We start from the raw sequence: 12,227 nt of genomic DNA on the forward strand, positions 1-12,227 counted from the left end.
CATGAGCACACGTATCGCGGAGTTCTGCGAGTCACTGCTGATGGGCTTGCTACGCGTACTGCTGCCCGCCCGAGGCCGCCATCGAGCCGCCTTGCCTCAACTGGCCTACCGAGAAAGGCGATTGCAACGCCGACGGCGCCGCGCGCTCTGGCTGGCCGTGCAGGGCATCGACGTTGGCCCCCGCCGCATCCACGGAGTGGAGCTCCCCGCATGACGACTCTCCGCCTGCTGCCCTGGACAACCCCCGAAGGCAAACCCTGCTACCTCAGCACCGACAACGACGAGAGCAGACTCTCCCTGCTCGCCGACGACGTAGAAGAGGCTCAACTCCACTCCGGAGAACAGGTACTCGCAGGATCCAGAGCAGTGCTCGCGGACGCCAAGGCCGGGGAACGAGCGGTGCGCTTCGCGCTCACGAGGGCGGCGGAGTCCCTGGGGGACGTACTCCGCATCGCGGCCAGCCGAGGCGCGCGCATCCAGATGACCGATTGCCGAGGCGAGTGAACCGTGACAGTCGTATCCATCAGCGATCAACACCCGCAACGCTCTACCGTGGAACTCCGGTCACCACACCCGCCCCACGCCGGAGAAGAGAAACCGATCATGGCCCACGAGGTGGATCCGAACGCCTGCGAGAGAACGCCGGAGGCGATTCGCGCAGCCCTGCAGCGGCGCCCCGACTGGTTGCAGGCCTTCGAGCAGGACTGGCTGAGCGCGGCGGCGGACTTCGATCACTCGGCGCTCGACAGCGTGATCGACAAGTGGTTCCCCTTCGCCTGCGCCTGCGCGACGCCCGGCTACCTCGACGAGGTGGAACAGACCGTCAAGGCCATGGCCGAGGGCGACACCGAGGGCATGATCTTCCGGGACGCGGACGGCAACGCCTACGACGCCGACAACCAGCCCATCGATGTGGGCAGGTGTGGGTGAGCGCGTACTCGATCAGGTACGTGGACCGTGCGGCACAGTGCAAGGCCGCCTTGGCCTCGCCCCAGCGTGCGTCGCTGGAGGAACTCGAGAAGCGGCTCAGCCTGAACCCGTTCGGTCCGCCTGCGATCAGCAACCGCGACAACAGCTGGTCGGCTGCTTTCAAAGGCGGATTCATCACCTACGTCGTATCGAACCGCCACGTCGTGATCAACGTCGTCGATCTCGTAGCCCTCTGACGCCGCGAACCGACCGCCCGGGCTCTCCCCCCTCGGGCCGCCCAGTCGTCCGTATGTCCGGAGCGGAGTGACTCACTCCGCTCCGGACATGCGTTCCCCCGATTCCCCCGGCAGAGGAACGAACGTCGCTCACGCTAGGGACAGTCGACGATCTGTGCCACGTCACGTGCGCACAGTTACCGGGAGTAGCGCCCCACCGGTGCACGGGAGGCGCCCCTCACGCACAACGAGACGGGCAACCGCGTCAGCCGTGCACAGGCCGGCCCGGCAGCAGAGGCCGGCCCGTGGTGGCGTGGAGGGCGAAGGCCAGGGGGCGTACTCCGCTCAGTACGTGTTCGTCGTCGTCCGGGAGGCTGTCGGCGTCCAGGTCCAGGGTCAGTTCGCGTTGGATGAGGGGGGCGGCGGTGCGGAGGTGGGCGCGTACCGTCACCGGGGAGATGTCGAGAGCCGTGGCCGTCGACTCCACGTGGGTGTCGTTCTCCAGCCAGGCGCGCAGGGTGCGCGGAAGGTCGCGCGGGTCGTCCGTCAGCGGGCGCAGGAACGACTCCGCCCAGGCCCGCACCTCGGGCACGGACACCATCGCCACGAAGTCGGCCTCGGGGTCGGTCGACAGGTCGTCGTGCCCGTGCGCGATGACGATCTTGAGGGCCGCCGAGACCACGATCTGGTTCAGGACGCGATCGCGGTCGAGGCCGAGCAGGTCGAAGCAGGTGTTCATGCGGTGCGTCACCGTGTTGCGGTGGACGCCCAGCAGGCGGCCGGCCGCCTTGTGCCGGACCTCCAGGCCCAGGTCCAGGGTGCGCAGCAGTTGGTCGCGGCGGCTCATGGGGAGGGTCAGCAGGGGATGCAGCAGGGTTCCGGCCCAGCGGCGCGCCGTCTTCGGGGGCAGGACGTCCACGAGATGCATCCGCTCCTCGGCGAGCGCGACCCGGTCGGGCAGCTGCCCCGCCACCGCGAGGGCGGTATGCGCCTCCTCGTAGGCGTCAGCAACCTCGCCGAGCTCGTGCGTCCGGCTGCCGCCCATACGGTGGCTGGGCAGCGAGGCGACGATCCGCCGCAGGGCTTCGGCCGTGTCGGAAGGGTCGTACGGGTTCCCCGGCTCGTACGACTTCCCAGGGTCGTACGTGTTCCCGGGGGCGCCGTCCCGCATCGGGTCGACCACGATCAGATGGTTGAAGGCCGGGCAGCGCACCAGCAATGCGTGGTCGGCGACCGCGCGTTCACCGAGCCGGGCGGTGATCTCCCGGTCCTCCTCCGCGCAGTCGATCACGTACACCCGCATGGACTCCATGTCCAGCAGCCCGGGAGCGAGCGGGGCCATCACCCGCTGGGCGGCGGCCTCCTCACCGATCATCAGCAGCTGGAAGGCGCTCAGCTTCAACTCCCGTTCGGCGTGGGCCACTTGGTGGTGGCGTCGGCCGGCCTGGTCGATCAGGCCCAGCACCTTGGCCGCGTGCCGCGTCAGATCGGTCCCGGCATCGTCGAACGGGCGGCGCGCGGTCACCGCAAGCACCGTGCCCGACCCCACACCGGCAAGCGGCACGAACCTCGCGTTCGGTGACGGGGCGAAGGACGGCTCCACACCCCGGCCCACGAGCAGCGGCGCGAACGTCCCCGGAGCCGTCGTCGGCGAAGCGGCCAGCACACCCCGCTGCGGATCGCTGACCAGCACCTCCGCCTCCAGCGCCGCCGCCAGCCAGTCGGCGACCCGCTGCATCACCGTCACGTCCGCGTCGGCGAGCCGGTCGGGAAGCCGGTTCAGCAGGGCGGCGAGCTGCTCGGCCTGCCACTCCGCGTGCCGACGGCGGTACTCACGCAGCCGCGGGGCCAGGTCGCTCCACTCCTGAAGCGTCTTGGTCGTGGTCAGCAGCGGTACGTTCCGCCTGCCCGCCGAAACGCGGATCGCCGCCGGAACGGCGGAGGCCCCGTGCCGGTCGACGGCCACGACGAGCGCCGTGGCCCGTTGCCGCGCCAGCTCGCGCAGCAGCCGCTCGGCCGCGTCCTTGCCCCACTGCCGGTCGGCGGGCCCGTCCCCGAACGGGCGGATCACCACCAGCTCGTCGCTGACATCCCCGAGCGGATCACGGTCCCATGAGGTCCCCGGCAGCACCCGTACCGCATCGACGACCCGGTCGGCGGCCGGCGGGCTGCCGTCGACGACACGCAGCGAGAAGTCAGGCTCCGCGCACAGGTCGCCCAACGTGAGCATGACGTCCTCCCTCCGGGGTGAAGAGGTCATTGTCGCCGAGTCGACTTCAGGAAGCCACACGGGATCGGGACGCCGCCGCAGACATACGCAGACGTACGGCTTCACAGTCGGCCCCGTTTTTCTGAGACGTCTCTGATGAAACCGTGATGGCGCCGTGAAGTACGTCCGCTTCACTGGCTGTTGACCGGCGGCCCCCGCACCTCTTCTCGGCTTCTCAGCCTCTCCGACGCCGCCGGGCTCTGCTTTTCCCCCACGTAAGGCAAGAACCGGCATCATCCGGTGCCGGTGAGCAAGCAGGAGCGTACACACGTGAAATCCGCACTCAAGTCCGTCCTGAAGAGGGGCGCCCTGGTCACGGTGTCCACCGCGCTGGCCGTGACCGGCCTCGCGGCCACCGCCGGGCCCGCCAACGCGGCCCCTGGCGGCCCGGGCGGCTCGTCCAACATCCGGGGTGTGGACCCCGGCAACACGGACCTCATGATCGAGCAGCTCTGCAGCCAGGAGGCCGACGACAACGGCCTGGTCTACGGCTCGCTCAACGTCGAGACCGGGCAGTTCCGGACGATGGACGAGATGATGGCCGACGCCGAGCGCCTTGGTCACTCCCCCACCGCGCCCTGGGAGTACTTCAGCGGGTACTGCACCTACCCGCAGGCCTCGACCTGGTCCATCAAGGGGGAGACGATCCGTACCTCCAACTGGATCGGCAACCGCGGCTCGACGGAGGACAAGGAGACCTTCGTCCGGAACTACACGACGAAGACGTCCGCCAAGAAGAGCGTGGGCGCCACGATCAGTGTCTCCTTCGCCAAGGGCATCTTCGGCGGCGGCGCGGAAAGCAGCTTCAGCTACGAGTGGGGCTGGGAGAAGAGCTCGTCCTTCGAGCGCCGCAGCGAGAAGTCCATCCCGGCGTGCGCCCAGATCGCCATGACGTGGACGCCGTACCAGCGCGTGGTGCGCGTGAACCCGGTCTTCAACGTCACCAGCTACGGCTGGTACAAGGGCGGCGACCCGAACGAGTCGGAGAGCTGGGAGAACACCACCACCTGGCGCGGCCGTGACGCCTCCTGGCAGAAGATCTACTCGCACGGCTACTACATCGACGGCATCTCCGACAAGCTCCTGCCCGACGGCTCCCCCGACGGCCGCGAGGACAAGATCCAGGAGAACATGGACCCGGCGACCTGCGCCAAGTGACATAACCTGCCGCCCAACACAAGCGTGCCTCCGCCCAACCTGAACTCGGGCGGAGGCACGCTCAGTTGACAGCCGAGGTCAGCCCCCGACCGACAGCCCCTCCCCCGTGATCCGCACCCGGATCCCGTCCTTCTGTACGCGTACGTCCTGCAGTCGTACGTCCCCGTCCGTCGGCTTCGGCAGGCGGAAGCCGAGGGAGAGGCGGTCGACCAGGACCGGGCGGGTGAGCTGGGTGAGGCCGTCGAGGAGGGCCGGGTCGAAGCCGAGGCGCTTGAGCAGCGCGGGGTTGTCCACCGCGACGTCGATGAGGTTGAGGTTCATCGCCTCGCGGGTGAAGTCCGCGGAACCGGTGAGTTCGGCGAGCTTGGTGTCGTCGCGGAGCGCCTCCTGGACCGCCGCGTCCGGTACGCCGAGGCGTTGGACGATCGCGGGGACGGAGAGCAGGGCCTTCGCCTTCTTGGTCTCCTTTGCCAGGCGCTCGGCCGACTTGGGGGTGAGGTGCAGGCCCTCGGAGGGGCGGGAGCCCGGGCGGTAGGTCGCCAAGTCACCGATGTCCAGGCGCATTCCGTCGATCTCGGTCGAGATCCCGCGGTCCCCGTCCCGCTGGATCCGCGCGTCGGCGCGCAGCCGCAGATTCTGCCCGGCGACGGGCAGCGTGCCGCGCGCCCGCACCTCGTCGGTGCCGTGACCGGTGAACGTGACCTGGGAGGCGCCGAGTTCACGGTTCAGGTCCGCGAAGGAGAGCAGCACCTCGCCCTGCAAGTGGGGGATGGTGGCGCCGCGTACGGATGTGGGGCCGCCCTCGATCCGGATGCCCGTGGCCGTGGCCGACACCTTCGCCAGGGAGACCCGGTCCGCCGCCACGTCCGGCACGGTCACCTTCACCGTGTCGACCCGGCTGTCGGCGAGCTGGGTGAGGAAGGGGAAGCCGTCGATCTCCACCTCGGGCGCGGCGCTCAGGTCCAGTTGGTCCTTGAGCTTGTCGGCCGCCGCGTGCTCGGCGTAGAGGAGGGCCCAGCGGTCGGCGAGGGTCAGGAACGCCGCGAGGACGACGAGCCCGATCACCGCTTTTAAGGCGAGGGGCAGGCCCGCGAAGCGGTTTCGGCGGCGACGGGTGCCCCGGCGGCGGTGGTTGGGGGGAATCCACTCCTCGCCGGTCTCGCCGGTCTCGTCGGGGTCCTCGGGCGCGTCATGCTCCTCGTGTTCCTCGTGGAGGAACTCATCCAGCGGACCGTCATCGAGGGCGCCGAGCTCGTCATACGGGTTCGTATAGGGAGGCGTCGCTGCGGGATGCGTCTCTATTGGGTGGGGGGTACGCATCGGCTCATCTCACCATGCGTACCGACCCCACCCGCAAGCTGTACTGCTAGTAAGGGAGATTCCTCACGGTCGTCACTGCACGACCGTGATCCGGTTCGCCGCAGAGGGCGAAATCGGGTTCGTGGCCGAGGAGTTGGCCGTGAGGTACTTCTCCAGGGCCACCAGGTCGTCGGAGCCGACCAGGTCGTTCGTGCCCTGGCCCAGCGTGGTGAAGCCGTCGCCGCCGCCCGCGAGGAAGCTGTTGGTCGCGACACGGTAGGTGGCGGCCGGGTCGATGGCGGCGCCGTTCAGCTTGACCGAGTCGGCGACGACACGGTCCGTGCCGGTCTTCGTCAGGTCCAGGGTGTACGTCAGACCCGACGACACCTGAAGGACCTTCGGCGCGGCCGCGTTGACGCCGGTCACCTGCTCCTGGAGCACCTTGATGAGCTGGGCGCCCGTGAAGTCCTGCAGGTTCACCGTGTTGGCGAACGGCTGCACCGCGAAGCCCTCGGCAAACGTGACGACCCCGTCACCCTCGCCGCCCGTCGCCGCGTACGTCAGACCCGTACGGATACCGCCCGGGTTCATCAGCGCGAGATCGGTCTCCGGGTCGAGCTCCTTGCCGTGCGCGAGCTGCGCGTCCGCGATCAGGTCGCCGAGCGGGGACTCGGTGCCGGTGGCGGGGATGTCGGCGGAGATGTGGCCGATGGCGCGGCTGCCGATCGGCGCCGCGAGGGTGTTCCACTTCTTGATCAGCTCGGTCATGTCCGCGGCCTTCGGGACATCCCGGGTGACCACGTGGTTCGCGGAGTCGACGGCCGTACGCGCGATGTCGCCGGTCCAGCGGTCGTACGTCAGCGTCGTGTCGGTGTAGAGCCGGCCGAAGGACGCCGCCGAGGTGACCGTACGCGGCTTGCCCGACGGGTCGTTGATCGTGCAGGCGTACGCGGTGTGCGTGTGGCCGGTGACCAGGGCGTCGACCTTCGGCGTGATGTTCTTCGCGATGTCCACGATGGGGCCGGAGATGCCGTCGCCGGCGCCCGGGGAGTCGCAGTCGTAGTTGTACGCCGTGGACGCCGGGAAGCCGCCCTCGTGGATCAGCGCGACGACCGACTTGACGCCCTGCTTCTCCAGCAGCTTGGCGTACTTGTTGATCGTCTCGACCTCGTCCTTGAACTTCAGGCCCTTGACGCCCTCCGCGGAGACGATGCCCGGGGTGTCCTCCAGGGTCACGCCGATGAAGCCGACCTTGACGCCGTTCTGCTTCCACACCCAGTAGGGCTTGAGGATCGGCTTGCCGGTCTTCTCGTTGAGGACATTCGCCGCGAGGTAGGGGAAGTTCGCGCCTTCGAAGGTCTCGCCGTCGTTGTAGCAGCCGTCGGTGGGGTGGCAGCCGCCGTTCTGGAGGCGGGCCAGTTCCCTGGCGCCCTCGTCGAACTCGTGGTTGCCGACGCTCGTCACGTCCAGGTCGAGCTTGTTCAGCGCCTCGATGGTGGGCTCGTCGTGGAAGAGGCCCGAGATCAGCGGGGAGGCACCGACCATGTCGCCGCCGGCCGCGGTGATGGAGTACTTGTTGCCCTTGCGGGCCTCGCGCAGATGCGTCGCGAGGTACTCGACACCGCCCGCGTTGATGGTCTCGGTGTGGCCGTCCTCGTGTACCTCGGTGACGCGGCCGGAAGAACCGGACGGCGGCTCCAGGTTGCCGTGCAGGTCGTTGAAGGAGAGCAGCTGTACGTCCTGGTAGCGGCTCGGCTTGTGATAGCCGGGCTTCTTGCTCTTCGTCTCACCCGCCGTCGCGGGGAGCGCGGCGGCCAGGGCGCCGACGGTGGCGAGACCGGCGGCGGCCGCGAGGATGCGCTGGGTCCGGCGTCTGCGGCGGTGCGGCTGGGGTTTGACTGACATGTGCCCCCCTGTGGGTCGGCTGAGATCTGGGCCCCGTCGGGCCGCAGCCTAGAGTCAACGCGCGTAGCGCGAACAGAGGTTCAGGGTTACGGACTGGTTGCCATCGGGAGCATTTCGGCATGAAGGGGACAGGTCGCCGGGCCACCGCGCCCCGCTTGAGGGCCGTAGGCCCGAAAGGGGCGCGGGGCTGTATCGATTTGCGGCTCCGCCGCGTGGGCGCGGGGAACTGCGCGACCAGCCACGACGAACCCGCAGCTTCGAACCCGCACCTCCAGCGGAGCGCTTCGCCGTACTCTCGAACCATGACCAGCGACGACACCGCCCCGCCCCTCCCCACGCGCAGCCTCGACACCCTCTCCGAGCTGACGCCCGAGCAGACCGAGGCGGTGCTCGCGCTCCTCGCGGAGGCCGCCCGGGCCGACGGTCAGCAGGCGGTGTCGGAACAGGGGCGGCTGCAGTTGACCGGAGGGCCGCGGGTGGGCGTACGGCATCTGCTGCTGACCGTGCAGGGGCAGCTCGTCGGATACGCGCAGCTCGAGGACACCGACCCCGTCGAGGCCCCGGCCGCCGAGCTGGTCGTCCATCCGGCGCATCGCGGGCGCGGGCACGGGCGGGCGCTCGGCAGCGCGCTGCTCGCGGAGTCCGGCAAGCGGCTGCGGGTCTGGGCCCACGGCGGCCACTCCGCCGCACGCCACCTCGCCCAGGTCCTCGGCCTCACCCTGTTCCGCGAACTGCGCCAGATGCGGCGCCCGTTGACCGACTTCCACCCGCCCGAGCCGAAGCTCCCCGAGGGCGTGACGGTACGCACCTTCGTCCCCGGCGCGGACGACGCGGCCTGGCTCACCGTGAACGCCGAGGCCTTCGCCCACCACCCCGAACAGGGCTCCCTCACTCAACGCGACCTCGACGACCGCAAGGCCCAGCCCTGGTTCGATCCGTCCGGCTTCTTCCTCGCCTTCCGCGGCGACGAGCTGATCGGTTTCCACTGGACGAAGGTGCACGCGGCGGAGGGGCTCGGCGAGGTGTACGTCCTGGGGGTGCGGCCCGGCGCCCAGGGCGGGGGCCTGGGCAAGGCACTGACCACGATCGGCCTCCGGCATCTGGCGGGTCAGGCCCTGCCGACAGCGATGCTGTACGTCGACGCGGACAACACGGCGGCTGTGACGGTGTACGAGCGACTGGGGTTCGTGACGTACGAGGCGGATCTGATGTACCGGTCGGAGTCGTGAACGCGACCTCTCGGGGCTGACTTCCGGGGGTGACGAGCGTCAGGGACGGGCTGTGAAGGCCGCCCGGACCCGGCGTCGGCGTACCGGTTCCAGCAGGCAGGCAGCCCAGATGAGCGCGGCGCCGGCCAGCAGCCACGCCCACGACCGGTGGGCCTCGTCCCAGCGGTCGGCGTGCGGCTGGACGAAGAGGGTCCAGCGGTCGGGCATCAGCAGGGGTGCGACCAGTCCCGTGAGCAGGAGCGCGGCCGCCGCGGCCTGCCCCGGTTCGGGCTCGTCCCACAACCGCACGGCGGCGGCGCCCGCGAGGAGCGCGAGCACGGCGGTGGCTGCGGCTTCCAGAGTCATGTCCCCCACGGGCGGCCGCACCTCCGCCGGTACGAGGAGCAGCGCGGCCGTCCACCAGCCGACGGCGACCGGTGCGACGAGGGCCACCCGCAGCCCCGCCCGCACCGCCCGCCGGACCGGCACCCCCGCGGTGGTGTGCCGCGCCGGGTCGTCCATCAGGAACGCAAGGCCCAGCCCGAAGGCGAGCGCGGCGCCCCGCAGCAGCAGGAGGGCGATCTCCTCCGCGGTCTCCCCCGGCACCAGCCGCGGCACGCCGACGAGCAGCAGCCCCACGGTGCCGCCCGCGGCGAGCGGCAGCCAGGGGAGGGTACGGGCCACGGGCAGAACCAGGGCGCGGATGATGCCGGCCGTGGAGGGAGCGGGCCGGGGGTGGGGCTCGCGGCCCGGCGTCGGCCGACTGCTCCCGTGCCCCCGGGTTTCTCCGGCGCCCGCCGTCACGCCCCGCACTCGTCCTCCCCTTCCTTCCCCTGCGGCACCGGCACGTCCAGCAGCTCGGCCGCCCGCGCCGTGGACGTCTTCGGTGACGTCAGCTCCGTCCAGTGGGCCTTCACTTTCGCCGTGATGCCGTAGCGCGGGCGCTCGAGCATCTCCCGTACGACGTCGGTCTGTTGAGCCGACATGGAGAGCGGATCCGTCGGGGCGAGGACGATCGCGGAACCGGAGACGCTGTCGTCCAGGCGGACGTTCCTCAGCGACGTCATCGGGTCGGGTTCGGAGCCGAGGGCCAGCCACATCACCACGACCGTCCGGGCGTCGCACAACTGCCCGGCCGCCTCCTCGTCGCCCGCGACCAGCACGGAGGCGACACCGACGGCGAACTCGGGGATCCGGTTGCCGCCCCAGCGCGTGCCCACGGTGACCTCCCCCGGCGTACGGGAAGGGGCGAACGTCGAGTCCTGGCCGAGGCCGTAGCGGGCCTCGACGCGCTGGCGGACCGTCAGCGGGGTCCCCCCGGCGGCGCCGCCCGCGAGGGACTGCACGCGCCGGACGGTGCCGGCCCAGTCCTCGGTGCGCCCGGTCCACTCGGGGAACGCGCAGTACGTCGACCGGTCGTGCCGTACGCACGTCTGGTCCTTCTCGGGGGTCACCGAGGCCCGCACCCGAGCCGCGGTCAGCGCGGGCGAGTCACCCGCGGACTGGGCCACCGCACCCGTCAGGGTCAGCGCCGCCGAGCCGACGGCGACCGCCTTGACCAGCCGCGCCCGGCCCCCGCCGACCAGTACCGCGAGGCAGAGCAGCAGCACGGTCAGCCCCACCAGATACAGCGCGTGCCAGGCGGCGGGGCGGCCGATCAGGTCGGAGGGCAGCGGGGCGGCCCGGGTCTCGGAGACGACCGGCCACAGCCAGCGCATCCAGCGCGGGTCGTCCAGGCCCACGGCCAGCAGCATGGTGCCGACAAAGGCGCCGAGCGCCAGGAGCGGCACGGCGAAGGAGGACGGGATCAGGCGGGCGAGCAGGACACCGAGGACGCCCAGGAGCAGCACCGTCAGCGGGGCCACGGCCAGTTCGGCGTACGAACCGTGCCCGACCGCGCCCGGCTTCAGGGCCTGCCAGGTGAACTGTCCGGCCACGGCCAGCGCGACGGCGACGGCGAACGGCACGACCGACAGGGCGTGTGCCACCGTGCGCCGCCACGGCTCCATGACCAGTACGTCGAAGTGCCGGTCGGTGCCGCGCCGGCGGGAGCGCAGCACGGCCCGGTTGGCGCAGATGAGCATGGCGACCGCGACGAGCATCGGGGGCATCTGGGTGGCGCGGTCGGCGTCCTGGAGCACGGGGAACTCGTTCATGCCCTCGCGGTCGGACGTCCACACCTGCATGCCCAGGTAGCCGACGTACAGGACAGAGGACAACAACACCGGTATCTGCTGCAGCAGTTCGCGTGCCTCGAAGCGGGCGAGGGCGAACACGGCGGCCCAGCGCCGGGGTTCGGGCGCGGTGACGACGGGCGTGGGACGGGCTTCGGTCAGCGTGCTCACGCGGTCACCTCCGAGGATGAGGCCGAGGCGGCGTCCGATGCGTCGAGGGTGAGCAAGTAGCCGTCCTCCAGGGTGGGTTCGACGAGGGTGGCGCCCTCCGGCGGATGCCCGACATTGCGGAAGGACCCCGTGCCCGTACGCCAGCCGGCTCTCGCGCCCGGGTCCCGTTCCGTACTGCTCCACACCCGTCCGTCCGCCCGCGCGGTCAGCTCGGCCGGTGTCCCCTCGAAGCGGATGCGGCCGCCGGCCATGACGATCACTCGGTGGCAGAGCATGGCCACGTCCTCGGTCTGGTGCGTGGAGAGCAGGACCGTACGCCCCTCGCCTGCCGACGCGATCAACTCCCGGAACCGCATGCGCTGTTCGGGATCGAGCCCGACCGTCGGCTCGTCCAGGACGAGGAAGCCGGGGTCTCCGACGAGCGCGGCCGCCAGCGCGACCCGCTGCCGCATCCCGCCGGACAGCCTGCGGATGCGCTTGCCGCGTACGTCCCCGAGGTCGACCTCGTCGAGCACGCGCCGCACCTCACGGTGCCGTGCCGCACGGTCGGTCATCTCCTTCAGGATCGCCACATAGTCGACGAACGCGAAGGCCGTGAAGTCCGGGTGGAAGCCGGGCGTCTGCGGGAGATAGCCCAGCGCGCGCCGCACGTTCTGCCGCCCGGCCGTCGTGCTCGGGTCGTGCCCGAGCACCGTGAAGGCACCCCGGTCGGCGGGCACGGCGGTGGCCAGCACCCGCAGCAGGGTGGTCTTCCCCGCTCCATTGGGCCCGAGGAGCCCGGTGACGCCCGCGCCGAGCCGCAGCGACACGTCGTCGAGGGCGGCCGTGCTGCCGTAGTGGAGGGTCAGCCCCTCGGCGGACACCGTGGGCGGCGTGGCGAGGTCGGTCATGCGTGGAC

The 12,227-nt window shown here is 70.8% G+C and carries 12 protein-coding genes; 6 read left to right on the top strand and 6 right to left on the bottom strand.

Features of this window, described 5'->3' with window-relative positions; genetic code table 11:
• The first annotated feature begins 1 nt into the window (after position 1).
• The 4 genes from ACYVO6_RS35395 to ACYVO6_RS35410 all read left to right on the top strand — a co-directional run bounded on the left by ACYVO6_RS35395 (position 2) and on the right by ACYVO6_RS35410 (position 1,166).
• Complete coding sequence (locus tag ACYVO6_RS35395) at positions 2–214, top strand: hypothetical protein (RefSeq protein WP_461068509.1); 213 nt, start codon at positions 2–4, stop codon at positions 212–214.
• Positions 211–504 carry a hypothetical protein gene (locus ACYVO6_RS35400; protein WP_461068511.1) on the top strand — a complete coding sequence of 98 codons (294 nt, stop codon included), beginning with the start codon at positions 211–213 and terminating at the stop codon, positions 502–504. Before ACYVO6_RS35395 ends, ACYVO6_RS35400 begins: the two co-directional genes overlap by 4 nt.
• Before the next feature lie 99 nt (positions 505–603).
• Entirely contained in the window at positions 604–930 is a 327-nt protein-coding gene (locus tag ACYVO6_RS35405; protein ID WP_461068513.1) for a DUF6247 family protein, read from the top strand.
• Between the two features lie 20 nt (positions 931–950).
• Positions 951–1,166, top strand: coding sequence for a hypothetical protein (locus tag ACYVO6_RS35410; protein ID WP_386353850.1), 216 nt, complete (start codon positions 951–953; stop codon positions 1,164–1,166).
• 244 nt (positions 1,167–1,410) lie between these two features.
• Here ACYVO6_RS35410 and ACYVO6_RS35415 read toward each other — a convergent pair whose 3' ends face one another.
• Complete coding sequence (locus ACYVO6_RS35415) at positions 1,411–3,375, bottom strand: helix-turn-helix domain-containing protein (RefSeq protein WP_461068515.1); 1,965 nt, start codon at positions 3,373–3,375, stop codon at positions 1,411–1,413.
• 309 nt (positions 3,376–3,684) lie between these two features.
• Between ACYVO6_RS35415 and ACYVO6_RS35420 the strand changes: the two genes are divergently transcribed.
• The gene (locus ACYVO6_RS35420) at positions 3,685–4,572 is read left to right on the top strand and encodes a hypothetical protein (RefSeq protein ID WP_461068517.1); all 888 of its coding nucleotides are present in this window, start codon (positions 3,685–3,687) and stop codon (positions 4,570–4,572) included.
• Positions 4,573–4,650: 78 nt separating this feature from the next.
• On the opposite strand, the gene ACYVO6_RS35425 is transcribed toward ACYVO6_RS35420, so the two are convergent.
• Both ACYVO6_RS35425 and ACYVO6_RS35430 read right to left on the bottom strand, forming a co-directional pair.
• On the bottom strand, positions 4,651–5,892 hold the full coding sequence (locus ACYVO6_RS35425) for an LmeA family phospholipid-binding protein (RefSeq protein ID WP_461068519.1): 1,242 nt from the start codon (positions 5,890–5,892) through the stop codon (positions 4,651–4,653).
• A 72-nt stretch (positions 5,893–5,964) separates the two neighbouring features.
• Positions 5,965–7,776 carry a bifunctional metallophosphatase/5'-nucleotidase gene (locus ACYVO6_RS35430; RefSeq protein ID WP_461068521.1) on the bottom strand — a complete coding sequence of 604 codons (1,812 nt, stop codon included), beginning with the start codon at positions 7,774–7,776 and terminating at the stop codon, positions 5,965–5,967.
• A gap of 302 nt (positions 7,777–8,078) precedes the next feature.
• Between ACYVO6_RS35430 and mshD the strand changes: the two genes are divergently transcribed.
• Positions 8,079–9,005: a mycothiol synthase gene (gene mshD, locus ACYVO6_RS35435; protein ID WP_461068523.1), complete on the top strand. Its 927-nt coding sequence runs from the start codon at positions 8,079–8,081 to the stop codon at positions 9,003–9,005.
• Between the two features lie 39 nt (positions 9,006–9,044).
• Here mshD and ACYVO6_RS35440 read toward each other — a convergent pair whose 3' ends face one another.
• Genes ACYVO6_RS35440 through ACYVO6_RS35450 form a run of 3 tightly spaced genes read right to left on the bottom strand, consistent with a single transcriptional unit; the run spans position 9,045 to position 12,219 of the window.
• The gene (locus tag ACYVO6_RS35440; RefSeq protein ID WP_461068525.1) at positions 9,045–9,797 is read right to left on the bottom strand and encodes an ABC transporter; all 753 of its coding nucleotides are present in this window, start codon (positions 9,795–9,797) and stop codon (positions 9,045–9,047) included.
• Positions 9,785–11,329 carry an ABC transporter permease gene (locus ACYVO6_RS35445; protein WP_461068527.1) on the bottom strand — a complete coding sequence of 515 codons (1,545 nt, stop codon included), beginning with the start codon at positions 11,327–11,329 and terminating at the stop codon, positions 9,785–9,787. The genes ACYVO6_RS35440 and ACYVO6_RS35445 overlap by 13 nt, the downstream gene beginning before the upstream one ends.
• Positions 11,326–12,219, bottom strand: a complete 894-nt coding sequence (locus ACYVO6_RS35450) for an ABC transporter ATP-binding protein (protein ID WP_461068529.1) — start codon at positions 12,217–12,219, stop codon at positions 11,326–11,328. Before ACYVO6_RS35450 ends, ACYVO6_RS35445 begins: the two co-directional genes overlap by 4 nt.
• Between the last annotated feature and the right edge of the window lie 8 nt (positions 12,220–12,227).

Source organism: Streptomyces pseudoechinosporeus, from assembly GCF_054783935.1.

Excerpts from the sequence above, each read along its gene's own strand:
- ACYVO6_RS35395 (WP_461068509.1), top strand. The coding sequence starts at position 2 with ATGAGCACACGTATCGCGGAGTTCTGCGAGTCACTGCTGATGGGCTTG.
- ACYVO6_RS35415 (WP_461068515.1), bottom strand. The coding sequence starts at position 3,375 with ATGCTCACGTTGGGCGACCTGTGCGCGGAGCCTGACTTCTCGCTGCGT.
- ACYVO6_RS35430 (WP_461068521.1), bottom strand. The coding sequence starts at position 7,776 with ATGTCAGTCAAACCCCAGCCGCACCGCCGCAGACGCCGGACCCAGCGC.
- ACYVO6_RS35425 (WP_461068519.1), bottom strand. The coding sequence starts at position 5,892 with ATGCGTACCCCCCACCCAATAGAGACGCATCCCGCAGCGACGCCTCCC.
- ACYVO6_RS35450 (WP_461068529.1), bottom strand. The coding sequence starts at position 12,219 with ATGACCGACCTCGCCACGCCGCCCACGGTGTCCGCCGAGGGGCTGACC.
- ACYVO6_RS35405 (WP_461068513.1), top strand. The coding sequence starts at position 604 with ATGGCCCACGAGGTGGATCCGAACGCCTGCGAGAGAACGCCGGAGGCG.
- mshD (WP_461068523.1), top strand. The coding sequence starts at position 8,079 with ATGACCAGCGACGACACCGCCCCGCCCCTCCCCACGCGCAGCCTCGAC.
- ACYVO6_RS35400 (WP_461068511.1), top strand. The coding sequence starts at position 211 with ATGACGACTCTCCGCCTGCTGCCCTGGACAACCCCCGAAGGCAAACCC.